A 24,625-nucleotide genomic window follows, 5' to 3' on the forward strand; every position below is an offset into this window, starting at 1 on the left:
GGAGCAAAATCGAAACGGGCTAGCCTCACGCCGCAATGGTTAGGCATAACGTGTCCCTAGACCGATAACATCCATGGGTTGATGAGGTCTCGTAAGCTAATGGTCAGAGAAGCTGATTAGTCTATCTTGAGGGACTGCAATCGCGCTGCCATTGGCGGCCCCTTTGCCGCGTCCCTACAATGCAACTCCCGACCCCTGTTTGCCAAATGTCGCTAGCGAGCTCTTGCCTTCTTTCGATGCCGATGTCGCCTTCCGGACACCAAGGTCGCAACTCCGCCCAAGTGCAGCGAGTTCGTGTCGCCAAACCGAGCGGGTGGCTTGCTTCGCATCAAGGCTGCGCCGGCACTATTCCGCTCGTGGCATGTTGATTGCTGCAGTGAGTCCAGACGTCACTCATCTGGCTATTTCTTTAGTTCCGAGCGATGCACTGCCCGGTGCCCCTCAGCTTTGGTAGCACCTCGTCTAACCGCCCACTGCATGAGAAGGCCATCACGTGGATGCATGCCGGTCGCACCGCAAACAAGAATCCGATAACCCGTGCCATGAAGGAAGACTGTGAGCTTATGAACGATACGATGCATCCGGAGACCAGCCGTTTCCCGCGGACCAGTGCGGCACGTGGTCAATGACTCACTGGCGCGCACCAAAGGACCCGACTGTCAGGCCTTACGACGCCGATTGCCGTTGTTTGCAGGCGCAACGGCGATGGAATCTATGGCCGCTGGCCGCGCTCCTCCTGGGTGCGCTGCTCTGGGCCAGCATTTACTGGATCGTCGCAGCGGTCTTCTTATGAGCCAAAGAAGCTCGCGGAACTGACAAATCACAAGTAAAGCTACGTCGGATGGCACGCGCGTGCACCTCCCGACCTCCGCGATCCGATTGTAGGCCAGGAATATCCCTACCGTCAGTTGGAAGCGGACACTTCTTTCACAGGTCAGCTTTGTGCTCCGGCGCGGCTAGCAGGATATGAATTCGCAATTGAGCAGTAAGACGCCTCCAGCATACCATGCCGAACCAGCTTCGCTGGCGACTCAATATGCCTCGAAGCCGCAAGGCCTATCGTGGACCAAAACGCCAAAATCCAGCGCTACTTGCTTGGATGCGCCGATTGCCGAGTGACATTTGCTCCGCGATCGGCGCTGCGGCCGTCCAGCTGAGGCGCGGCTTATCGAGGCCCGGCAAAGCCCTACAGCTCTCACTCTGACCATGTTTCGTCCTCACTTCGGCGCGTCTGCCACTCTTGGGCACGCCGTGCCAGCTTATCGTACTCGATCGCAACGTTAAGAAGCCTGTCTCTGGGTTTACCATAAGCGAGTCCTTCCGCCTTTTTTCGCGTTGCTTCCGCGCGGCTTCGCCAGTGGTCGGGCTGGTAGAGTTTACTTTTCGGATTCATGCCGTGAGCATGCAATTTGGACATCAAAGAAATGCGACACCGGCGCTCCGTATAATCACCTAAGGGCCGGCGGTCACCAAAGCGCCATTTGCCACCGTAAGAGGATACTCAGTCGATTTGATCCAAGAAGGGACTTGAATCGCACGCAGCGTCAGATTGTACGATCCTGGACAGATTGGGACCGCCTCCGACAATCCAGACGCTACCTGCAGGCAATGAGAATAGCGAATGTATCAAACATCTAAACTCAGCTGGCGAGAGTCGCTCGGGATCATACGCTTCTGCAGATACGTGCCTGTTCACACCTTATCCGAGGCTACCTCGGCCAGCAGCGGAAGAGATCGAGCCCTTCGATATTTCTACAGAAGGCGCTCTCATCCCAATCGCCGTCTCCACATTAATGTGGAGCGCAGGCCGACTACACTGAACATGACCTGGAGGAGCCTCATCAGGGCTCGTTACGCAGGATCAATTGCGTCATCAGCTATGGCTTGAGTACACCTGGCTTTTGCTCATCTCTCTGCCTCGATAAGCTCGGCTCCAGGCCGCAGGTCTTGTTCGATTCCGTATCGCGCCAGCCATGGCGGCAACTATCGGCCGTGAGGTGGGCTGTGCTCGAGCACCTCAAGACGTGCCACGCCGAATACTTCAGGACATCCAAGCATACCAGAGTCGGCGAAACGAAACTCGCAGGCATTGCACCTGGCGCTACACGTCGACTGGCCGACGGAGATGCCATTTTGCGCTTCGCTCAAGACATCGCAGACCTACCAACCTTAAGGAATGACATGACTCAAGACCAAGGGGCCGGTTCGGCTTCGCTCCTCAAATCCTGCCGCGCCATCGCTCTAGCTGCCGCAGTGACTGGTGTAATCCCGTGGCAGGTAAACGCGCGAGACCAAGCTCCGACTCCCGAGGAGAGACAGGCGTGTATGGAGGACGTGTTCCGCCTTTGCAGCAATCACATACCGAGCCACGTCGCTATCCTTGCTTGCCTCAGATCCAAGCACGCCAGCCTCAGCCAGCAATGCCGTTACGTGATCTCCTCACGAGATACGGGCAAGAACGGCGGCAGCTCGAAGTAGAGGATCGGGTGGCCTGTTCGCCAGCCTGGCGTTCCGAGATAGCCCGCCTAGCACGCAGGACGTTCACGCGACGTCGGCTGGAGGCAACGAGCCCGGCCACTCACGACGGTTTGGTCCCTTCATGCTTAATTGGATAGGCCAATGCAACAATTGCCCTTCGATACCGTACTGATCGCCAACAGGGGCGAGATAGCCGCCCGCATCGTCAAAACGTTACGTAAACTTGGACTCCGTTCTGCAATTGCGTACCACGAAATAGACGCGAGAACCCCCGCCGTTTCCATGGCCGACCTGGCGATTCAGATCAGCGGCAGCACGCCGATCGCAAGTTATCTCGATACTGGGCAGATCATCGCAGCCGCCGAGCAGGCGCGCGCCGGCGCGCTGCATCCCGGTTATGGGCTGCTTTCCGAAAATGCGGAGTTCGCCAGAGCCGTGACAAACGCCGGCGTTGCGTTCATCGGTCCTCTTCCTGACACTATCGAACTGATGGGGGACAAGATCCGCGCACGCAATTTCGTTCACTCCAACGGCTTTCCGGTCGCCCCCTGCGTCATCGAAGAAGATGATCCGGCGACGTTTGCCTCCAGAGCGCAGGCCATGGGAGCTCCTCTGCTCGTGAAGCCATCGGCTGGTGGCGGCGGTAAGGGCATGCGGATTGTACGCGACCTTAATACCTTGGAGGCAGCCATCGAGCAGGCGCGCAGTGAGGCGGGCCGTTACTTTGGAGATGCCCGCCTCTATGCCGAACGATATCTCGAATGCCCGCGACACATCGAAGTACAGGTACTCGGTGACTGCTTAGGGAACCTCGTGCATCTGTTCGAGCGCGAGTGTTCCGTGCAGCGCCGGTTCCAGAAGATTATCGAGGAAGCGCCCTCGCCTGGGCTATCCCAAGAATTGCGGGCTCGAATTTGCGATACGGCGGTTCGCATCGCTCGTGCAGCGAACTACCGGAATGCAGGAACGGTCGAATTCATCTTCAGCGGAGATGATTTCTACTTCCTCGAAATGAATACACGACTTCAGGTCGAGCATCCGGTCACCGAGATGATTACTGGCCTCGATCTAGTGGCGGAACAGATCTATGCGGCAGCGGGCCGCGAACTTGCATTCTCCCAGTCCGATGTCGTTTCGAACGGCCATGCAATCGAGCTCCGGCTGTACGCGGAGGCTCCTGAACGCGGATACGTTCCGACCACCGGAAAAGTACTTCTTCTCGAGTATCCCAATGACGTACGGATCGACAGCGGCATCATGCAAGGCCAGCACATCACGCCGGCGTTTGATCCGATGCTCGCCAAGATCATCGTGCATTCACCAAGTCGCATGGAATCTGCTCTAAAAGCCCATCGTGCAGTTCGCGAATTGGTTTTACTGGGATGCGAGACCAATGCGAACTTGCTCGCCCGGATCGTTTCCGACGAGGCATTTCTCGGCGGTCACTTCCATGTCGGATACCTTGAACAAAACCCGCATCTCGCAGCGGGCAATTTTGCTGCCGGAATGTCTGCGTTCCTAGCATCCGCCGCTCTCCTGACGAGGCCGGTCCGCGACTCGGCAGATGCCGTGCCAGAGCTTCATTCAGCGCTCGGCAATTGGAGAAACTGAAGTGTATCACTCGTTCGAGGTTGACGGCGTAGATCATACATTGTGGCTTTCGGCCAGCCGGCATGGCTACCGCCTTCATTTGCGAGACGAGGTGATTGCCCCCGTCGCATTCACCCAGAGCAGCGACAGCAGCGGCATCCTGACCATTGCCGGGCAGAGCGAACCCGTCAGGTTCGTGATCGACGGGGAGATCATTCACCTCCATATCCGCGGCAGAACGCGTACTTTGCGCTACATCGATCCGCGACGGACCCACGCGGCTGGGAATAGCGGGACTTGTCCCCTCGTAGCCCGGGCGCCAATGCCCGGGACGGTTGTCGCGATCACAGTTTCGCCTGGTGACTCAGTCTCGGCGGGGACGGCGCTAATGATGATTGAAAGCATGAAACTGGAAACGATCATACGATCACCCCAGGACGGCATCGTCGAGCGGATTCACGTCAAGGAGAACGAGAGCTTCGAGCACGACGCCGTACTCGTAACGCTGTCTAAAGAGGGGTTCTGAAATGCAGCGGATTGGTTCTGCGGCGGATGTCGATTCGCAGGAGTTTCGTCGCAACGACCTCCACAACAGACAACTGGCTGCCGAATTGAAGGAGCGCCAACGCTTGGCCCGGTTCGACAGACCTGAGAAAGACTTCGAGCGGCTGCGTCGGCAGAATAAACTGTTTGTTCGCAACCGCCTCGAGGCCTTGCTGGATCCGGAAACTCCTTTCCTGGAGCTTTCCACGCTAGCCGCCAACAAGGCCTACAACGGAGAGGTTCCGGGCGCCGCGCAGGTGGTCGGCATCGGCATCGTTGCGGGGCGAGAAGTGATTATTCACGCTGACGATTCCAGCGTGAAGAGCGGCGCATGGTATCCACTCTCGGTTAAGAAGATCGTGCGGGCCTTGGACATAGCCATCGAAAACCGTCTGCCGGTGGTTCATCTATGCGACTGCGCCGGCGGTTTTCTGCCTTTGCAGGCGGAGTTCTTTGCTGATCGATACCATGCGGGTCGAATTCTGCGCAATCAGTCGATACTCTCGAAGATGGGAGTACCGCAGGTCGCCATCGTCATGGGCCACTGCACCGCGGCAGGGGCCTATGTCCCGGCCCTTAGCGAATACAACATTGTGGTCGAAGGCACGGGAGCAATTTTTCTTGGCGGCCCTCCGGTCGTGAAGGCTGCCACTGGCGAACAAGTCTCCGCCGAAGAGCTCGGCGGTGCCCTCATGCATACGAGCGTGTCGGGCACCAGTGACTATTCCGCAACTTCCGAGCTCCACGCAATCGCGATTGCGCGCAACGTTGTCGCGCGCTTCCACCAACCGGCGAAAACCTGCATCGATCGCGTAGCCCCCGAGCCGCCCGCCTATGATGCATCCGAACTCTACGGCATCATTCCAAAGGACGCGCGAGCGCCGTTCGACATGCGGGAGATCATCGCCCGCCTGGTCGATGGCAGTCGATTTGATGAGTACCAGCCGCGTTATGCGACATCACTCGTGTGCGGCTTTGCCCGGCTCTACGGATATCAAGTCGGGATCGTTGCCAATAACGGCGTTTTGTTCGGCGATAGTGCGCTAAAGGGTGCTCATTTCATCCAAATATGCGACAAGAACCGGACGCCCCTGCTCTTCCTGCAGAACGTCACTGGCTTTATGGTTGGTCGCGAATATGAGCGCCGTGGGATCACCAAAGACGGCGCCAAGCTGATCATGGCTGTGTCCGGCGCGTCTGTCCCGAAGTTTACGATCATTTGCAATAACTCTCATGGCGCAGGAACTTACGCCATGTCCGGACGCGCGTTTGATACTCGATTCGTGTTCAGCTGGCCGAACTCTCAGATTTCCGCGATGGGCGCCGAACAGGCCGCCGGCGTTCTCACCCACGTCAAGGCAAGACAATTGGCTCGCACCGGAGGGCGCCTCACTGAGCAGGAACTGGCAGGCATTCGCGAACCGGTTCTTGAAGAATATCGCGAACGATCAAGCGCCTATTATGCAACATCCGAACTCTGGGACGATGGCATTCTTGATCCTGTCGATACCAGGACTGCCCTTGCAATTGCATTGAGTGCTTCACTCAACGCACCGATCGACGCGCCGCAGTACGGCGTGTTCCGACTGTAAAGCAGGACCGAACACCGACGGCTCGGCCCTGACGCGAGCCGAACCGACAGCTCTCCATTGCTGTATGATGGCTTCCGGTTTCGCCTAATGCACTCTGATTTGCAGTCTGGCGGGATGGTTTGCAGAGGCAGAGGCAGATCAGCACCGCTCTGCCCAAAGCACGTGAGAAGCGACTTCAACCGACAGGACAGCGGTGCTGGCAAGCCGCACGATTTTCCAAGTTACGGCCGCTTCGGCTGAATCATCGTGATCAAGAAGCTGCCGCTAAGGTACATGCGCGGCAGTAGACCTCGCCATCTTTGCTGGCCAGCGACTGCACTGTCCTCATCGGCCGGCGATTTCTTGACGGCGTCCCGACATGGAGCGCTTGACCCTCACGTAGCGTCAGGTTGTAGCCTTTCCGGAATGACGGTGCCAAACCAACCGATACCTCAAACGTCGACGACGTTCGGCCGTGCGCCGATGGGCCGGACAGCTTCATCATGGCGGCCAGTGCCATGCTGTTCAACAAAGCCCTCCGTTGCAGCGAACCGCTTCGGATCCCGACAAAGAGCATGTAAAGTCGATGGAAGCGCTTAAATCAATTATCGGTAAAGTTGCCGCCGGCGCCACTCTGACGCGTGACGAAGCTGCGTCAGCATTCGACGGCCTGATGTCGGGTCATGCGACTCCGTCGCAGATCGGCGGCTTGTTAATGGGATTGCGAGTCAGGGGCGAAACGGTCGAAGAAGTCACCGGTGCGGTCTCCGCGGTACGCGAGCGAATGCCGCGGGTCGAGGTGGCATGCGATCCCATCGGTATCGCTAGTACGAGCGATACCGCCACGCACTCGGCCAACCTGATGACGTGCGCCTCTTTTATCGTGGCCGGAACCGACGTTCCTGTTGCCAGGCATGCCAACAGCGATAGATATTCAGGTGCAAGCACTGCAGACCTATTGGCGCATCTCGGTGTCAACGTTGACCTCAAGCCTGAGGCCGTTGCGCGCTGTGTGCAAGAAGCCGGAATCGGCTTCTCATTTGCGTCAGCTCATTATCCAGCGATGCAGCGCGTTGGCCAGATCCGGACCGCACTTGGGACCCACACCATCCTTAACCTCATCGCGCCACTGTCCAATCCGGCCAGGGTCAAGCGGCAGATCGTTGGGATATTCGCTCGCGAATGGGTTCAGCCTCTGGCTTACGTGCTGAAGAACCTCGGCTCCGAATCGGTGTGGGTGGTTCATGGCTCTAACGGGCTGGGCGAGGTTACCCTCACGGGGCCGACCTTTGTTGCCGCGCTTGAGGCCGGCACGGTGCGCACCTTCGAAGTAACACCGGAACAAGCCGGGCTTGTCCGCTGCGACAAGGAGACGCTCGAGAGCGGCGACACCAAGGCCAATGCCGTCGCCTTGCAAAGCGTGCTCGACGGCGTTCCAGGTCGATTTCGCGACGCTGCACTTTTGAATGCGGCGGCGGCATTGATCGTGGCCGGCCGCGTCGAGAGGCTGCAGGAGGGTGTCGCACTCGCACAACATGCGCTTGACCGTGGCGGCGCAGCCGCTCGATTGAAACGCTTGATTGCAGTCTCCAACGCCTAACAGCCGGGTTGGAAGATGGTTACAGAGTCCAGTTATGACAAGCGGCTATGCGAATGGGCGTCTATTCCTTCGAGATTTCGATGAGTATGTGCCGGCCTGCCTTGCGCCGATCAAAGCAATCCGCGTTAAGGACGTGTGCGAGAGCCATCCCTGTTCATCGGCGAGAGACTGCTCCAGCCCCTGTTGCCGAGGTAGAGACCCGCGGCACGCGCTGCGTTCCAAAGGAGATAGTCAGATGATGTCATCACAGAAGTTGGAAGCACTCGGATCCATCGCAATGATTGAACACATCATTCGAAAGTTTCGTGAATTGATCGATACGGATTGCTCGATCCCGCCCGAACTGCGGGGTTCTCTGCACGCGACGCTCGATGTGCATCTTCTAGATGCAAAAAAGCGCGTTCTCTTACGCGTACATTGAGCGCGCTAACCTGGGCGGCACTCTGGTCGGCAAGCGGAGGACATCAATGTCATGTTCGGTCTCATCATTGCCCTCTGGACACGCGGTTTTCCGAGACTGCGCACCCATCTGCGGCCGCGAGATGAATCCGAGCCTGCCCAAGCTAACGGAGCATCAGAAGTGGGGTATAACTTTAAAGGCAGATCATGACGCACCCCTCATCTCCTGTGGTTGGGAACATGCCGTCTATCCAGCCGGCAGATTTCCGTCAGGCTATGCGACATCTGGCAAGCGGTGTCGCCATCGTGACGACCGGAACGGCCGGCGGACGACGTGGACTGACGGTGAGTTCTGTGGCGTCCATCTGCATGGAACCGCCGTGCTTGCTCGTTGGCATCAACGCCAAATCTGAAGCGCATGACGCGATACTCGCTAGCGGCAGTTTTGCAATCAATCTTCTCCACAGTGACCAGGAGGACCTTGCCCTGCGCTTTGGCGGTCAGGAGGGAACGAAAGGTGTTGATCGCTTCGGCACGGCTTCCTGGACTCAGGGCGTGGTCGACGTTCCGCTATTGTCGAACGCACTTTGCGCGCTCGAATGCGTTTTGTATGACCACAAGATCATTGGCACACATAGGATCTTTATCGGACGAATTGTCGCAGCTCGCGCTGGCCATGGCAATCCATTGATCAACTTCCAGGGCGCGCTTCGAACCTTGCCCCTTGCCAAGTACTGCGCAGAATGCCGCTAGAATGGAATACGCGTTGACCGGACGACCGGTACTGGAGCGATCCTTATTCGAACATTCATCCGGGCAACTCGTGGACGATTTTGGTTCTTTAGGGGCTCACCTCGCGTTGAAAAGCGCGCGTACCTCGCGACTGATTAGACCATCCTACCGCACGCTGGACCGGCATAGCCCCGACGTAAACTACCAGCTTTGGTAGCTCAGTTCTCCTCGGCAGGCGCGTAGCATCAGTGTCGCGGCAGGATCACGGTTTAAAGGCACACTGCGTCACAATCTTCGTGCTCAATCCTGAAGCGAGCAAGTGGGTCGTACCATGACCTTGCGCGAGTGATGAAAGTCGAGATTCGAGGGGCATCACACAACTATGTCCAGTTACCCGTTTGAAACCTCCGCGATCCTCGATGGCATCCGTCGCTGGGTCGAGATCGAGTCCCCGACGGAACGGTCGGATCAGCTCAACAAGCTGGCTGACGTCGTCGCGGCCGGCTATCGCGACCTGCCGGCCACCATCGAGCGCATTGCGGGACGCGAGGGTTGCGGCGATCACCTGGTCACGCGCTCGTCCTGGGGACAGGGCGTGCCGGGCATTCTGGTGTTGAGCCATCTCGACACAGTTCATCCGATGGGATTCATAAGACGACTACCGTTCAAGATCAACGGTGACAGCGCGTTCGGCCCGGGTACCTACGACATGAAGGGCGGCGCCTATCTGGCCTATCATGCATTTCGGCAGATCTGCGCCGACGACGCGCGCCCGCCGCTCGGCATCACCCACCTCTACGTGTCGGATGAGGAGATCGGCAGTCCGACCTCGCGGGCGCTGATCGAGGCCGAGGGCCGCAAGGCAAAATATGTGCTGGTTACCGAACCAGCGCGCGACGGCGGCAAGATCGTCACCGGGCGGAAGGGTGTTGGCCGCTTCGATGTGTTTATCAAGGGCGCGCCGGCGCACGCCGGCGCACGCCCCGAGGACGGCCGTAGCGCGATCCGGGAGCTAGCCAATGTGATCCAGACGCTCGAGGCGATGAACGATCTTTCGCGCGGCATTACCGTCAACGTTGGCGTCGTTCGCGGCGGCACCAAGCCGAACGTAATCGCCGAACAGGCCTATGCGGAAGTCGACCTGCGCGTGCCGACTATGGCTCATGCAGACGAGTTGGTGCCGAGAATTCTCCGAATGACCTCGCGCACCGATGGCGTTCGCCTGAAAGTATCGGGCGGCTTGAACCGTCCTCCCTATGAGAAGAGTAAGGCCGGCGCTACGCTCTACGAACACGCCAGGCAACTTGCCGCTGAGATCGGTTTCGAGCTGCTCGACGCGTTCAGCGGCGGCGGCTCCGACGCCAATTTCACCGCGCTGCATACCGCAACCCTCGATGGCCTCGGCGTAGACGGCAAGGGCGCACACACGCATTATGAGCAACTCTATATTTCATCTATCGAACCTCGCGCGCGGCTGCTGTATCGCCTCTATCAGACATTGCGATAATCCACGCATCAGTAGGCGAGCGAACTTAAGCGGCGGCTGCCGCGCAATCGGCTCTTGGTAGCGAGCACTCGATCGCTGGACGTGCGAGCCTTTTCGACAAGGGCCCTGCCAGCCGCAGGACCATTCTCATGGGAGCGCGACTTTCTGACGCAGATCGTGCGCTGGAAGCTCTCCACCCGTCGCGGAGATCCGTCCCGACATAGCCTTTGGCATGTTCACGCGAGGTTGTCAGAAAGGGCTTGAACCGGACGTAACGTTAAGTTGTACGATCTTGCGGTCGGCACGCATCTTCATCCGCCGCCGGGACTGGAAGGATTGACGAATGTCTGAGCTGGTCAGAACAACCCCGCACTGGTTGGTCATGATCTTCATTTCTGACGGCCTTTCGGTCGAAACAGTGACGCAGCGCGTCTTGACCGCAGCCTTACGGCTCGCGGCTAGTTGCAAATGGTTGGGCATTGCAGAACCGCGACACTGTGGCTGCCGCAAGCCTGGCCTGCAGCGAGCAGGTGACGTCGGACGAGATCAATGCAGGGTTCGGTGCAGCACCAGTGCAGGGCGCGGCCTCTTCCCGATATTGAACCCGCCCCCCTCTTCTGGCGGGACACAGCCCCAGAAGCAGTCCGCCGAACCGGCTCTTCGCTACGCTCATGCCGGCCTGCCGGCGCATTCTCGTCGCGCAGATGCGCGACAGGCCGTGAGCCTCCAGAGGTTTTCAAAGGGCCCCAGCTGCAAGTGTCACTCGGCGTGACCGGAACGGCACCGAAGAGATTGCCTGGTATCCTGGAGCAGCAAGTTGAAAGAGCCTGACGGCGTCAACAAGGTCTTGTTGATCGACCATATTGAAGGCCAATGCCGGGCCATCATCGGCTTCAAGGATGGAGATACCAGAGCTGCCTATATGTGCGGCGAGCCTGTCTGTCAAAGACCGGGCAAGAAACAGTCGTCATGGTGCGCCTACCACTACGGGCAGATGCACACGACCGCCGCCGAGCCGAACAGAACGAGTAATCAGTCGCCAGCGATTCGCCAGGCAATATCCGTTGATCGCAACCGTGACAACAATCAATAGCTGCGTTGTCCTGCCGAAGAGTGTGATTGTCGCTTGTGCAACGGGCACCGAACCATGTGGTGGGCCTCGCGAGCGCGGTCCGAGGCCTGTCCGAACCGTTGCGCGGAGCTGGATCATATGGAGATTTAGTTGGACCTCTGCACACTAGTTGAACGCAATGCAGCGTATGCTCCTGATAAAGCCGCCATCCGTTTCGAGGGGCAGACTCTGAGCTACGCGAGCCTCAATCGCCGGATAGGTCGGGCGGCTTGCGCCCTCAAGAGCCAGTTCGGGGTAGAGCGAGGAGACCGGATCGCGATCCTTAGCCTGAACCGACCAGACTATCTCGTGCTGCTGTATGCGTGCGCGCGGCTCGGCGCAATTCTCGTACCCTTAAATTGGCGCCTCGCGCCCGCCGAGCAGCTGTTCATTCTGTCCGACTCAGGAGCAAACGTGTTGCTGGTTGAGCAGTCCTTCGACGCAGTCTTACCTGTCGTCGCGAGGCAACTGCCTTCTGTTTCTGTTGTCGGGCTAGACTTCGCAACTATCGGCGGAAACAAACTGGACGATCTTCTGGACGCAGACTGTAGTGACGGACGCAATCCGGGTGCGGACCTGTCTTGCCCGCTTTTGATCGTCTACACTTCGGGCACGACAGGACGACCGAAAGGCGCCGTACTGCGTCAGGAAGCGCTGCTCTGGAACGGCGTCATGAGTCAGCACATGCATGACCTCACCTCGGCCGATCATGCCTTGACTGTCCTGCCACTGTTTCATGTCGGTGGACTAAACATCCAGACGACGCCCAGTTTGCATCACGGCGCGACGGTTACTATCCACAGCCGCTTCACACCGGAGACCACTCTCGACGCGTTCGAGCGCGATCGACCCACGCTGGCAGTTTTGGTGCCAGCCATGATGCGAGCGCTGACCGAGAATGCCCGATGGGATAGCACCGACCTCTCCGCGCTCAGGGCGATCTGTACCGGATCTACTATGGTGCCCCACGATCTTGTCGAGCTCTTTGTCGCGCGCGGGGTGCCGGTCCTGCAGGTTTACGGTTCGACGGAGACCTGCCCGATCGCTGTGTATACTAAGCTCGGCGGGGGTCTCGTGCCCGAGGGATCGAGCGGCCTCGCAGGTCTGTGTTGCGAAGCTTCGATCATAGATGATGCTGGGCACACGCTGCCGGCCGGTGGCGCAGGCGAGATCGCAGTACGTGGGCCCAACGTCTTCTGCGGATACTGGGAGGATCAAGAGACAACCCGCAAGGCTCTGGACGATGGCTGGTATCGCACCGGCGACATTGGTAGTCGCGACGCCGACGGATATTTTTGGGTGCATGACCGCAAGAAGAACCTGATCATTTCCGGTGGAGAGAACATCTATCCGGCCGAAGTTGAACGTGTGCTTGTTGGTCATCCGGATGTTGCAGATTGCGCCGTCATCGGTCGACCGCATCCGCGTTGGGAAGAAGTACCGGTCGCCTATGTAATCAGGCGACCGGGCGCGCGGATCGAAGCAGAAGCGCTGATGGCGCATGTCCGGTCGCAGCTCGCCCGTTTCAAGGTACCGCACGAGATCATTTTCACGCCAGAGCTACCGAAAACTGCGTTGGGCAAGGTCCAGCATTTCATGCTGAAGAAGGCTGGCGCGGGATCAAGCTGCAAAGGGAATGGCAATTGAGTTCGGCGGATTGCACGCAAGCTGTACTTCTCAGCGACCCCGCAGGTGACATCGTGACGGCACAAAATGAGATTTTCCGCCTGGTCATCTACAGGCTGTGCTGCAGCGACTTCGCCATTGTTGACCGTCTCTCGCTCTGATCACATCCCAATGCGCAAAGGTCACTGATGCCGCGGATCATAATCATGAATGCCGGCACGGCGCAAATGTCGGGCTCCGATCTGGTAGCAGCTCAACTTTCGCTTGCCGGCAACTCGGTTTACCGTTCGGCGTGGTTTGCTCAGGAGGGCGATCTGATAGTGTCCCCCCTATCTATCCCGACGGATCTGCTCTCCTACGTTGGCGCGACGCTTAATTTCGACGCCTCCAGTCTTTCATTGCTTGTACCTGGAGGCGGCCGCGAAGCGCCGATCCTCAACGATTACGCACTGCTGTCCAACGGCATGGTTGAGCAAATCAACAGGCATATTCGTCAGAAATCATCCTGGAGCATGTATCCCTGCTACTCCAGCGAAGGCGTGGCGCGGCTGGCGTCCGTGCTGGGTATACAGCAGACTGGCGACGAATTCGCTCTGCAGCGTGGACCGGATCTATTGAACCGCAAGAGCCACTTCCGTCAACTGTCGACAAGTGTCGCACTTCCGTTGCCCAATGGTTCCATAACGACGAATTCGAACGAACTGTTCCGAGCGGTCAACTCGCTCCGGCACGAAACCGGCAGGGTCATTGTGAAGCTGGACAATGGGGCCGGCGGGGTCGGAAATGTCATTCTGAGCAGCAATGAAGACGGTCCGCTACCCGGGGCGAGAGAGACCCGACAGATTGCCTGGCCCTCGTTCGATCCGGACGCACTTTGGTCTGAGATGACAACTGCGTCATGCAAGACGCTGGTGGTCGAATCGTACCACTTGGCGCGAACTCCGTTCTATCTCGAGTATGAAATCGAGCGCGATGGCTCAATCACTTTCATCAACAGTGGGAATATTCGACTACGCCGGAGCACCGATCGATCTGAACGGGCTCTGATCTGGACAGGGCTTGAGCTTCCGAGCGATCTGGGGAATGAGCAATGGTTGACTGCGCAGGCGCATGCCTACCGATTCGTATCCCTTGTCCGCAATCTGGGATATCGCGGACCAATTAATATTGACGCCATTTTCGCGAACGACGGACGGCTGCTATTCAACGAAGCGAACGGCCGCTGGGGTGGCGGCTCGGTGTTGCACAGCATTGCCGTCCGGCTCCTGGGCTTCGACTACTCCGGCTCCTACGTTATTTCATCCGTGAGGAACGTTCGATCGAGTTCGCTCCGGGCTGCACATGAACGTTTCGCCAAGGAGGGTTTTCTCTTCGATGGCACACGCAAGCAGGGCGTGATCCCGCTTGCCGTTGACGAGGAGGCTGGCACAGTGGAGTGCCTCGTGATTGCGTACGACCGGGCCGCCGCCGGCGATCTGAAACAACGGCTCCTCACACTGGCTTGATTGGAATCACAGTAACCACATCTATCCTGCCACTCCATTCATTCGAACTTGCCCCTGCTTCCGGTAGCGTGCTGGAGAACGGTACCTGGGAGGTGATCCGAAATCCGCGTCCGTCTCGCCTGATGCGGATATCCGTTGCCGGCTGCGCTGTTCAACCGAGAGACTGATCCGGGCGAAAACCGGCGGTCCGATGGAGTCCGTCAGCGCAAGCCGCGACCAGTCCTGAGGCGATCCCGAAGTGCCGGTCGATCGGCGATGAGGCGATCGAGGTGCAGCGGCTCACGGTCCGGCCGCTCTCCTTGCGCTAATCGTCCGACCAGCGCTCGCGTCGCGTCCACCACGAAGACTCCGCATTCATAACCGTTCTGCTGCTGGGCCATCCGTGCCCCTTGAAAGCGGGAGCCGAGACGTGCTGCGAGCTGTTCTGCAACGGCACTGTTGCGAAGCCCGGCAGAGTCATAGTGATAGGACCAGCTCGAGGTGGATCCAGCTGTTGCCGGCCGTGCTACTTGCTCTGCCTCTCGCGCGCGCTCGGGGCTGGCTAAACCGGACCACGCCGGAAGGCCTTCCACGCCCCCCAAAGCTGATCCTGATCGTAAGCCGTCGGCAGAAGCAATTGGCCAGCTGACAGGTCCCTGCGGTGGTCCTTGCTGCGAAGCGTCGTCCACAACGTCCCCAAAGGCAGCTTGTGGCGCCGTCCCGTAGCCTTGTCCACTCTGTTCCTGTGAGACGGAAGCATCCGGCTGATTGGCTGGAGGCTGCGCCAACGCTTCGGCTTCTGAAACGCTGATCTGGCTCGACTGCCGCTCGAACGCGCCGTTTTGCGGAGCATTGTCGATCCTCTGCCTCTTCGCCGGTCTGGCGCCCGCCACCTCGTGCACATCATCACCAAGAACGTGCTCGGTGGAGAGGAAATCGCCCCAATGACCAGCCCGTCTGCGGCAATCGCATTCACGTAGTTCTCGCTCAAGGGGTCCAGGTGCTCACCGGGATCTGGAGCCTCGTGAGGGTGCGGACTCCGCGCGAGCGGCGAGAGGGTGCTGGCTGCAGGCGGTACCGCCGAGAGATGATCGTACTCTTCCGTGGCAACATCCACAGGCGGATTGGCGGCTCCTAGTGGTGCATTGTCCGGCGCAGCTTATCAGCTGTGCGCCTGAGTTCCATGGCGCGAACACCTGCGGCCGATTTGGCCAGATGTGCCAGTGCCGCACTGGTCTTTGCATGACCGCCGGATCTCTTGTAGGTCTCGACATCCTCGTCCAGCGACTCGTCGGATAGTCGGGCGGTGATGCTCTGCTTGCGGTTTTGGCGCAAGTAATTGCTGAAACCGATAAGGAAAGATGCATAGTTTCTGGCAGTCGGCCGGGATTCTGCGGCTTTGTAGTCTTTGATCAGGTCCGCATCTTCGGGATAAGGGCTGAGCTCAGCACGAGGCTTCCTCGGCGCAATCCCGGCAGCCGACTGAGAGGCCCGCAGATGAGCCAGTGACGCCGCGATCTGCCGCTCGCCTCCATTCGCCTTAAATGACGCGGCATCTTTATCAAGCGACTCCTCGCCAGTCCGGGCGGCAATCGCCGGTTTGTTATTTGCTAACAGCCACTGGCTCAATTTGCGAATATGACGGGCAATCGCCTGGGCGCTTGCCTGTTCGTACTTGGCTGCGACGAGTGCCTTCTCGAGCGCCGAAACAAGCTGCGCGTCTTCGGGATGGAAGAGGTTCGCGACCGTTTTGGCGCGACTTGCATTGGGCGCAATTCCGTCTGCCGACCGCGAGGCCCGCAGATGTCCCAGTGCCGTGAGAGCGCGCCGTTTGCCACTCTTGTCAAAAGCTGCTGCATCCTCATCCAGCGACTTATCGTAAAGCCTGGCAGCAATGGCCAGCTTTTCATTTGCAACAAGCCATCGGCTGAATCTTCGGAGAATCCGTACATTGGTTTGGGCGGTGATCTTCTCGAACTTCGCCTTGATGAGTGAGTTCTCAAGCCCGGAAATGAGCGGCGCATCCTCAGCATGCAGAGATGCAGGTTTTCTTGCACCGGTCCGCAAATGCTTTAGCGCGGCACGGATCGCCCTGGAGCCACCGGACTGCCTATAGAGATCCATATCTTTGATGAGCGACTCATCCTTATCCAGCCCGTTCTCGTCAAGGCGAGCGACAATGCTCTGCCTGTTGTATTCGCGCAGGTAGTGACTGAAATCGGTCACAACACTTGCGTAGGTCCTGGCAATCTTTGATGAGCCGGCGGCCGCCGCGTCTTCCTTGTACTGCTTGATGAGTGCTGCGTCGCCCAGATGTGCCTTTGGGTCAGGTTGGCCTGCGACCAGCGCAACTCCTCCCGCTGCCTGAGAGGTCCGTAGATGAGCCAGTGCCGTACGCACGTTCGTGGCACCGCCCGTTGCTATGAATTCCTCGATCTCTTCATCCAGCATCTCGTGGTCGAGCCGTTCAGCTATTCCCGACCTGTCGTTGGCAAAGAGCCAGCGGTCGAAGCCTAAAAGATAATCGACATTGCTCCTGGCCGTGCTCTCGGCGGCCCCGCCCCTGAGGAGCGCTTCCCTGAGGCCGAGAATAAGGGGAATATCCTCAGAATAAAGAAGATCGGCGCTGCGTCCGACCAGGCCTGCTCGCCGCGTCAGGTAAGCCGAGGGGCTCGGTTGATCCATGACGCTCGAGGGCGTATCCTGCTCGTGACCTTGCGCAGGCAGCATCTCTGGCCAGCTGACCGTTCGCTGCCACACGCTGTCGGGTGCAACGGCGTCTGCCGACCGCATCTCACCCGTTACGGCCAAGGCTTCCGAATCGGGACGACTACCGCCATCAAGCTCGACCGCGTCATCACCAGCCAGTGTCTTTCGCAAGTCGGCCAGTGCAGCTCGAACCTTGGGGTGATAACCAGGGGTGGCCTCATAGCGCACGAGGTCTTCATCCAGCGACATGTCGTGAAGCCGGGCAGCGATGGCGGGCTTGCCATTGTTACGCAGGTACTTACTGAATCGGCCTAGGGCAGTTCCATACTTGTATGCCGTCGCTGCTTCCTTCTTGCGCTCGTTAATGACAGTCGATTTGTACTCCTTGATGAGCTCGGCGTCCTGAGCAAAAGGGCTAGGCCGCGACGGGAGCAGCTCCACTCCGCCCGCCACCTGAAAGGTCCGCAGTTGGCCGAGCGCAGTGAGGATACCCCGCTCGCCACTCTCTTTGAAAGCCGCTGCATCGCTGTTCAGCGTACTGTCGTGAAGCCGCTCGGCAATTCCCTGCTTGCTGTGTTTGACGAGCCAGCGTCCAAATCTGAGAAGCGAATCGATGTGCCCCCTTGCCGTACGCATCTTGACTCTGCGCTTGATGAGTGCCTCTCCCAGTCCCTCTACGAGATGCACATCTTCAGAATAAAGGGGCTCACTGCTACGGCCTGCGAAAGCCCACACTGCCTGGCTCGGCTGCTGCACGGAGAGCACCAGCATCGCCCGCGAGCTTCCGCCATGCGATAGCGTTGAATATTCATGCTCATCGCTCTCCGTGAGGGGCAGCCCCTCGCGTCGCGATGCGCCGACCCGCTGGGCGGAGGTCTGCTCCGGCACGCCACTACCCGCATTGGCAATGTCTCTCAGCTGTTGTTCGAACGCCGCCGCGTCCGCCGAGGGGGAGATCGAGGAGTTGTCTTGCGCGCCCGCGCTACCCGACTGCTGACGCGCGCGACCAGGAGAGGGAAAGTTCATACGCTGTCACTTTCGACGGTGAAATATCCGAGCCTCGGCTACAGCATGGGACAATCGGGCAATCGAACGAGTGCGATTAGAGCATCAGCTAAACGCATTTATTCGTCTGCCCTTTGCAATAAACTCTGGTTTCGCATACACCGTCCCAAAGGGTCCCAGCGTCCAACTGTTTTGCTAGGTCGGATAGCTGTCGAGAACCTGACGACCCCGTAACTTTCTACGAGCGGCGCGGCAACACCATCGCGCACGCGCCGGCCCCGCGTCCGAAAACAGTGACGAGGTCCTGCCGCAATGTTGTCCCCCGCTATTCTTACGAGGCAGGTTGCGCGATTCTGTCGATCGTGGCTTCCATGGCCCCAATCAGCATTTTGGCAGCCGCGGCGAAAGGCAGCCTGTCGCGCGGATGTTTGCGCCGATTCCCTTAAGCCAGCGCAATTTCGGTCGCCGAATTCCACCATCCGCCGCCACGCTCATTCCAGCAAGCGGATCAGGTGACGATGAGCGCCAACGAACGCATCTCCGCGCTGGCCCTCCAAGCAAATGGACCCAGCAAAAACGTGTTTACTGCTCGAAGCACCTGGTTTCCGCTTTGACCAACGTCTTGGCGAACCTCGCTCCGGTGGAATCTGGAACCGCCGACGCCCCCTTTTGTGCGCACGAACTCGCTGCAAGGATCCTGACCGGTCACCACGTCATTCCCTGCCGAATGGCTCTCGACGACCTTCAACAGATCCGAGTTGACAGCGCGTGTCGCAGCGATGGACCACCTTGCAGGACGGATTTTCTGCAAGATGGGTGCGACTGTCGATTTCATGGCCTGAAAGCTCTTCCGCCACTAAAACTTATTCGCAAGTATTCGAGCTATTTGCTTCATGGCCGCTAGTAGAGCTTTCGATGACGCGCCGGTTTGTGCCGCTGCGCTTCGAACAGAAGTAGACCAGCGACCGGCGCTCCCCGGCGGATACAGGCTTCACCTCATGGCGCAGCCTACATGTTGTGACAAGCACCGCACCAAACGGTGGTCGAAACACCTGCTGCTCGTACGCGCTCGGATATACGACGAATTCGCCACCCTCAAAATCTTGCGCGAGCTGCACAATTACGGAGTACTCAAAGTCCGGATCGCTCTCGGCATCCAGATGGATGCCAACAAACGAACCAGGAGGCATACGATGCAACTGACATCTGCGAATCACATATTCCGACGATGCTCCCAAGATCGTTTTTAATGCGAAGCCGCGGTCCTTCCTTTCAAGCAGATCGATGATTTGCCCCGGCGCCGCGCCGTCCACATTGCTGGGATTGCGGCCGGGCGGGTCCACCCTCACGCGTTTGACAAAGACGTTGTGCGAGTCGCCAGCATCTCCCAACCGCACCTCTTCTTCGGGAATCTCAACCTGCAGCTGATTGATCCTCGCCAGTTCATCTTGTGTAAATAACGTCTGGGGACCGATCACGATCGTACCCTTCACCAGCAGCTCTATGCGGAATTTCGTCAGAGCCTCTTCTGAAAGTAGGCCCTTTTTGTCATTTGCTGAACGCGCCATTGGGTTCACTCCGGGGTTTGTTCTTCAATGCAGAGCCTCGGTCCTGTTTGCATCGAGCGGAATGCTTGTTCCCAATGCTCGCCATCGAACTCGTCTATTCTGATGCCGTCGATCGTTGTTTTATCCAGGCATCGAACATTGATGCTGAATCCGGAGGGGTTCGACCGCGGCCGATAGAATGGCTTGACGCCGCAAATCCGACAAAACGTATGCCGGGCGATGTTCTTGTTGAACTGGTAAGTGGTGAGGAACTCTTTGCCACATTCAACCGTGAGCCTATCGCCAGGTACCAGCAAGTGCACAAATCCAGACATCTGACAGATCGAGCAATTGCATCGAACTGCCGAGAGCCGCCGCGGCGCCCGGACGCGGAATTTGACAGAACCACAGTGACAATGGCCACGATGTTCGATTTCAGCTCGGTCATTTTGCTCAAGTGAGACAATGCGGAGCAGATCGTGGCACCACTGCAAGTTCAGTCGATAGGCTCGATCGAACTCGGCCAGAAAGATACCATTGCGATCAGCCGGGACAAGTTCGCCAATGAGGCGGCCTGTCATTTCTCCATGATACTGCTCGGCTGGATCGTTTCCACCGACGTGGCTGCGGAAGTACTCAAGATCGTCGGGCCTCGCATCAAAGGTTTTGACCGTGGTGGTCCACAGCGCCTGGATCATCTCCGCAGCGTGCAGCTCAAAGGCGACCATGTAGGCGCAACGCACCACGGGGTCTTTTGCTGATAATCCGTCATAGAGGGAATGCAGGTACCGGCTCGTCGTCGTGCTATAGTTGGGACGTATTGCTCTGCCGAGCAGTCGCGATGCATCCCTTCTGAACAGGTTTGAGTGAAACTTTTCGGTCAGCAGAATGTCGGGTAGCGCCGCCTTGCCACCCTGGAGAATTCGGCCATAGCCGCCCGTCTCATCCCAGCAAATGAAGTTAGCGACGACGCTGGTCAGCTCAATATCCCTAGGAATATCCCGATTATGATGCATTGCACCGAATATGAGATCCTTTTGCGATCCTGCCTGCAGGTAGGGAAACGCCTGCGACATCGCCAGGTATTCAGGCAGCAGGCTAGCAAACTGCTCTTCGGACAGCTCCTCAGCAAAGGGATGTGCGCCAAACAGAGCTCGCGCGCGCTCGGTCAAATGCGCGCAGAACATCTGCGCAGGCTGATCCGGCGAAAATCGAGAAGCTTGAGAAGACGTCATTTGGACGATAGCCTTGAGGGGAGAACAAGCCTTGAAGAAGCGAATTATCGTCGTGACTGGCCAGTCGAGAAAGAGCTCGTTGGCGCGATGGCGCTTATGATCGCCGTCGCCCTCCAGGCGAACTCTGCTCTTTGTGTCCTCGCGGCCACCCTTAGCCGGGCGTCTTGAGCCCAATCCTGTTCACACATGGAGCACGCCCACTGATTGAAGCGGCGATAACCCTGTCTGATTACGATCCAGATCAGTCCAATTCCACGCATGGTTGGCGCCTCCAGGCATCACGCGCAGAGACATGGTGAGTTATTGGCCCGCGCAAACGCATCGGGATTTTGCGTCACAGGAAGGGGCATCTGTTTGCGCGTTCGTGCCTCCCTTGACGTCTGTCGTAAGATGCATCGAATCCTCGCGGTTTCTGCACATTGGTATTTCTGACTGGCTACGCGCTTGGGACAGCGCTGCCGGAAGGAGGCGCACCTACCGCGCTCTTGAGAGCTTCGGCCGCGATCTGCACGAGATGACGGCAGTTCGGCCGCCACGAGCATCTGAGAAAACACCGCCGCTGGTTCTTACCCGTTCCGCCTGCACTCGTCCGCTCCCGTTGTCTTGCACGTTTTCAGCAATCGCCGTGCCAAACCTGGTCTCACGCCATAAGTTTCGGAATTGTTTGGGAAAACGTTCATACCGGCTCGTCAGGGCAGGTGTCTTGAGTCTGACACGGTTTGCATGGCTGTCGGAAATCGAGCAGCGAACAAGTGCCAGCCTCTACCCGCGAGGGGCATGCTCCTTGACCGCCGAGATCGCCCCGACAAGCCTCATGGCTGCCGTGAGCCGGCAAACGAAATACCTCATGTATTTGTCAATTTTGGTTTGAAATGAAGTTAGCTTGAGGCAATTGACGTTGAGATCTGCTGGTGCTCCGCAAACCGGCGGCGAAATATGTGCACCAATCTAATTATCGCCGAAAATACGCCGAAAAGATCAGGCGCCTTCCGCGCGGCCGGTAATGTCACCGATGACAAAGTCACGGCCTGATGCAATTGGGCTGGCGTGAGGTTTTCCGAACCGGCCATTTTTGACGGGAAGGAAACTCGCGTGTCACAAACACTTATTCAGCACGGGACGGTTAAATCGCGCGTCAATGCGATCCTGCGCGCAACCAGCGGCAATTTCCTCGAGCAATTCGACTTTTTCCTGTTTGGCTTTTACGCCAGCGCTATCGGACGAGCCTTCTTCCCATCCGAAAGTGAAACAGCCTCGCTGCTCAACACCTTCGGCGTGTTCTGGCTGGGTGCCTTAATGCGTCCAGTAGGCGCAATCGTCCTCGGCGCCTATATCGACCAGATCGGCCGTCGAAAAGGCCTGATCATCACGCTATCGATCATGGCGATCGGCACTGTCATCATCGCCTTCTGTCCTAGTTACGCGACCATTGGCATTGCTGCCCCGATTATCGTTTTGGCCGGACGGCTGCTCCAGGGTTTTTCCGCTGGCGTCGAGGTCGGCGGTGTTTCAGTCTACCTGGCGGAGATCGCAACCCCAGGCAATCGCGGCTTCTATACATCCTTTCAATCATCCAGCCAGCAGGTCGCGATCTTTGTCGCGGCGAGCGTGGGCTACCTGCTGAACGAGTCGATGCCGGCCGAAACCGTCGCCTCCTGGGGGTGGCGCATTCCGTTTTTTCTCGGCTGCCTTATCATCCCGCTTATCTTCCTTCTTCGTCGAACACTGGAGGAAACGCCGGAATTTCTGGCGATGAAGAAGCATCCGAAAGCCCGCGAGATCTTTGCCTCGGCGCTGGTCGGCTGGCGCATAGTCGTTCTCGGAATGATGATGGCGATCCTGAGCACAACGACCTTCTATTTCGTCACCGTTTACACGCCCACTTTCGGCAAGGCAGTCTTGAAGCTGTCCGCTCAGGACGCTCTCCTGGTGACGCTCCTGGTCGCCATGACCAATTTCATCTGGAATCCAATTGGCGGCGCCGTCTCCGACCGTATCGGCCGAAAGCCAGTTCTGCTCGCCATCGCCGGCCTTGCATTGATGACAGCGTATCCGGCTTTGCACTGGCTGGTAAGCGCTCCCACCTTCGGCAAGATGTTGGCGGTCGCGATGATGTTCTCGTTCTATTTTGGCACCTACAGCGGAACTATGTTGGGCGCGCTCGTTGAGATCGTGCCCGCGCATGTGCGCACAACTTGCTTTTCTCTGGCCTTTGCACTCGCAGCCGCCTTGTTTGGCACCTTCACACCATTGGCCTCGACCTGGCTCATTGAGCAAACCAACGACAAGGCTTCACCTGGGTATTGGCTGATGTTTTCAGCCGCGCTCGGCATCATCGCCGCACTGACGATCTATCGGGGTACCTCCAAACCGTCGAGAATCGCCGACCATTCACACCCTGAACCAAATGACAGCACTTTGAGCGTGCAGACGGCATCGCCCTAGCATGATGCTCCTGGATGCAGACGAGTTTCGTCGTCGCCACCGCCACGTCGAAGCTCGCCTTGTGTTATGGTCTGGCTGGCCTTCTATCCAGATCAAGCATCGCGGGCTGATGCCGCAAGATCGACTTCGAGTTTCGGCTGACGCTTGAAAATGGCTTCTATCAGCGCCTGCGCCGGTTGCTCTGCGGCCTCAACCAAGGCCGCCTTCTCAGCGCGTGCAGATGGCGCGAATACTCGCTTGACGACGGTCGGCGAGCCCTTGAGACCGCATTTGGAGATGTCCTCGACGCCGGCGTCGTGCGCGCTCCATCTCACGATCGGCGCCCGTGCGGCACGTAGAGCATCCGCCATCGCGCCACGCCGAATCTGGTTTGTCGCCTCCAGCATGGTGACGAGACAGGGAAGCCGAGTGTGCAGCACCTGGACGCCACCTTCGGAGCGTCGTTCCGCTTCGATTGTGTGCGCGGCGAGATCCAGGGATCTGACTTTGGCGACGTAGGTAAGCTGCAGCACGCCCAACCGTTTTGCGATGCCGGGCCCAACCTGCGCGGTATCGCCGTCGATGGTCTGCTTGCCCGTGAAGATGAGGTTTACCGGGCCATATTCCTTACCAATCTTCCGGATGGCTGTTGCCAGCGCATACGTCGTGGCAAGGGTGTCGGAGCCCGCAAAGCATCGATCGGTGAGCAGTACGGCGCGATCGGCGCCATAGGTCAGCGTCTTCCTCAAAGAGTCTTCCGCCGACGGCGGGCCCATTGTAAGCACGGTTATTTCGCCGCCGAATCGATCGCGCAGTTCCAGCGCGGCCTCAAGCGCAAAGAGGTCATATGGGTTGATGATTGTCGGCACGCCCTGACGCATGATTGTATTGGTAACGGGGTGCACGCGGATCTGCGCAGAGTCAGGAACCTGTTTGATGCAGACGACATTGTGCACGGAGTTGCTCCAAAAGTTGCGACAGCTGCGAAGAGGACAGCAAGTCTCGTACCATCACGACACTCCTTGGACTTTGCTCGCTATTTCAAAGGCCTGGACCGAACCGATCGAGCGACCTGACCCGGCTTT

The 24,625-nt window shown here is 58.4% G+C and carries 15 protein-coding genes; 11 read left to right on the forward strand and 4 right to left on the reverse strand.

Annotation, left to right across the window (positions count from 1 at the left end; all coding sequences use genetic code 11):
* Nucleotides 1-2,619: 2,619 nt before the first annotated feature.
* From J2R80_RS40165 to J2R80_RS40210, 10 genes are all read left to right on the forward strand, one after another.
* Nucleotides 2,620-4,089: an acetyl/propionyl/methylcrotonyl-CoA carboxylase subunit alpha gene (locus J2R80_RS40165; RefSeq protein WP_253640586.1), complete on the forward strand. Its 1,470-nt coding sequence runs from the start codon at nucleotides 2,620-2,622 to the stop codon at nucleotides 4,087-4,089.
* A 1-nt stretch (nucleotide 4,090) separates the two neighbouring features.
* Nucleotides 4,091-4,594: an acetyl-CoA carboxylase biotin carboxyl carrier protein subunit gene (locus J2R80_RS43570; protein ID WP_253640587.1), complete on the forward strand. Its 504-nt coding sequence runs from the start codon at nucleotides 4,091-4,093 to the stop codon at nucleotides 4,592-4,594.
* 1 nt (nucleotide 4,595) lies between these two features.
* A complete protein-coding gene (locus J2R80_RS40175; protein ID WP_253640588.1) occupies nucleotides 4,596-6,203 on the forward strand; it encodes an acyl-CoA carboxylase subunit beta in 1,608 nt (535 codons plus the stop codon).
* 565 nt (nucleotides 6,204-6,768) lie between these two features.
* Nucleotides 6,769-7,782, forward strand: a complete 1,014-nt coding sequence (gene trpD, locus J2R80_RS40180) for an anthranilate phosphoribosyltransferase (RefSeq protein ID WP_253641080.1) — start codon at nucleotides 6,769-6,771, stop codon at nucleotides 7,780-7,782.
* 235 nt (nucleotides 7,783-8,017) lie between these two features.
* Complete coding sequence (locus J2R80_RS40185) at nucleotides 8,018-8,203, forward strand: hypothetical protein (RefSeq protein WP_050404901.1); 186 nt, start codon at nucleotides 8,018-8,020, stop codon at nucleotides 8,201-8,203.
* A 218-nt stretch (nucleotides 8,204-8,421) separates the two neighbouring features.
* Nucleotides 8,422-8,934 (forward strand): flavin reductase family protein, encoded by a 513-nt coding sequence (locus J2R80_RS40190; RefSeq protein WP_253640589.1) that lies wholly within the window; start codon nucleotides 8,422-8,424, stop codon nucleotides 8,932-8,934.
* A 361-nt stretch (nucleotides 8,935-9,295) separates the two neighbouring features.
* Nucleotides 9,296-10,420 (forward strand): M20 family metallopeptidase, encoded by a 1,125-nt coding sequence (locus J2R80_RS40195; RefSeq protein WP_253640590.1) that lies wholly within the window; start codon nucleotides 9,296-9,298, stop codon nucleotides 10,418-10,420.
* A gap of 796 nt (nucleotides 10,421-11,216) precedes the next feature.
* Nucleotides 11,217-11,492 (forward strand): hypothetical protein, encoded by a 276-nt coding sequence (locus J2R80_RS40200; RefSeq protein WP_253640591.1) that lies wholly within the window; start codon nucleotides 11,217-11,219, stop codon nucleotides 11,490-11,492.
* 129 nt (nucleotides 11,493-11,621) lie between these two features.
* The gene (locus J2R80_RS40205) at nucleotides 11,622-13,157 is read left to right on the forward strand and encodes a class I adenylate-forming enzyme family protein (protein ID WP_253640592.1); all 1,536 of its coding nucleotides are present in this window, start codon (nucleotides 11,622-11,624) and stop codon (nucleotides 13,155-13,157) included.
* A gap of 185 nt (nucleotides 13,158-13,342) precedes the next feature.
* Nucleotides 13,343-14,641: a peptide ligase PGM1-related protein gene (locus tag J2R80_RS40210; RefSeq protein WP_253640593.1), complete on the forward strand. Its 1,299-nt coding sequence runs from the start codon at nucleotides 13,343-13,345 to the stop codon at nucleotides 14,639-14,641.
* A gap of 1,113 nt (nucleotides 14,642-15,754) precedes the next feature.
* Here J2R80_RS40210 and J2R80_RS40215 read toward each other — a convergent pair.
* The 3 genes from J2R80_RS40215 to J2R80_RS40225 all read right to left on the reverse strand — a co-directional run bounded on the left by J2R80_RS40215 (nucleotide 15,755) and on the right by J2R80_RS40225 (nucleotide 21,290).
* Nucleotides 15,755-18,355 (reverse strand): hypothetical protein, encoded by a 2,601-nt coding sequence (locus tag J2R80_RS40215; protein WP_253640594.1) that lies wholly within the window; start codon nucleotides 18,353-18,355, stop codon nucleotides 15,755-15,757.
* An 842-nt stretch (nucleotides 18,356-19,197) separates the two neighbouring features.
* Nucleotides 19,198-19,902 (reverse strand): 2OG-Fe(II) oxygenase, encoded by a 705-nt coding sequence (locus J2R80_RS40220; protein ID WP_253640595.1) that lies wholly within the window; start codon nucleotides 19,900-19,902, stop codon nucleotides 19,198-19,200.
* Between the two features lie 5 nt (nucleotides 19,903-19,907).
* Nucleotides 19,908-21,290: a GFA family protein gene (locus tag J2R80_RS40225; protein ID WP_253640596.1), complete on the reverse strand. Its 1,383-nt coding sequence runs from the start codon at nucleotides 21,288-21,290 to the stop codon at nucleotides 19,908-19,910.
* A 918-nt stretch (nucleotides 21,291-22,208) separates the two neighbouring features.
* On the opposite strand from J2R80_RS40225, the gene J2R80_RS40230 reads away from it, so the two are divergent.
* Entirely contained in the window at nucleotides 22,209-23,561 is a 1,353-nt protein-coding gene (locus tag J2R80_RS40230; protein WP_253640597.1) for an MFS transporter, read from the forward strand.
* 92 nt (nucleotides 23,562-23,653) lie between these two features.
* Here the strand turns inward: J2R80_RS40230 and J2R80_RS40235 are convergent, their stop codons facing one another.
* The gene (locus J2R80_RS40235; protein ID WP_253640598.1) at nucleotides 23,654-24,496 is read right to left on the reverse strand and encodes an electron transfer flavoprotein subunit beta/FixA family protein; all 843 of its coding nucleotides are present in this window, start codon (nucleotides 24,494-24,496) and stop codon (nucleotides 23,654-23,656) included.
* Between the last annotated feature and the right edge of the window lie 129 nt (nucleotides 24,497-24,625).

Source organism: Bradyrhizobium sp. USDA 4541 (genome assembly GCF_024171085.1).
GTDB lineage: Bacteria > Pseudomonadota > Alphaproteobacteria > Rhizobiales > Xanthobacteraceae > Bradyrhizobium > Bradyrhizobium australafricanum.

What these genes read in the sequence shown, in the direction of transcription:
- J2R80_RS40165 (WP_253640586.1), top strand. Translation starts at nt 2,620, where the DNA reads ATGCAACAATTGCCCTTCGATACCGTACTGATCGCCAACAGGGGCGAG.
- J2R80_RS40175 (WP_253640588.1), top strand. Translation starts at nt 4,596, where the DNA reads ATGCAGCGGATTGGTTCTGCGGCGGATGTCGATTCGCAGGAGTTTCGT.
- trpD (WP_253641080.1), top strand. Translation starts at nt 6,769, where the DNA reads ATGGAAGCGCTTAAATCAATTATCGGTAAAGTTGCCGCCGGCGCCACT.
- J2R80_RS40185 (WP_050404901.1), top strand. Translation starts at nt 8,018, where the DNA reads ATGATGTCATCACAGAAGTTGGAAGCACTCGGATCCATCGCAATGATT.
- J2R80_RS40190 (WP_253640589.1), top strand. Translation starts at nt 8,422, where the DNA reads ATGCCGTCTATCCAGCCGGCAGATTTCCGTCAGGCTATGCGACATCTG.
- J2R80_RS40195 (WP_253640590.1), top strand. Translation starts at nt 9,296, where the DNA reads ATGTCCAGTTACCCGTTTGAAACCTCCGCGATCCTCGATGGCATCCGT.
- J2R80_RS40210 (WP_253640593.1), top strand. Translation starts at nt 13,343, where the DNA reads ATGAATGCCGGCACGGCGCAAATGTCGGGCTCCGATCTGGTAGCAGCT.
- J2R80_RS40215 (WP_253640594.1), bottom strand. Translation starts at nt 18,355, where the DNA reads ATGAACTTTCCCTCTCCTGGTCGCGCGCGTCAGCAGTCGGGTAGCGCG.
- J2R80_RS40220 (WP_253640595.1), bottom strand. Translation starts at nt 19,902, where the DNA reads ATGGCGCGTTCAGCAAATGACAAAAAGGGCCTACTTTCAGAAGAGGCT.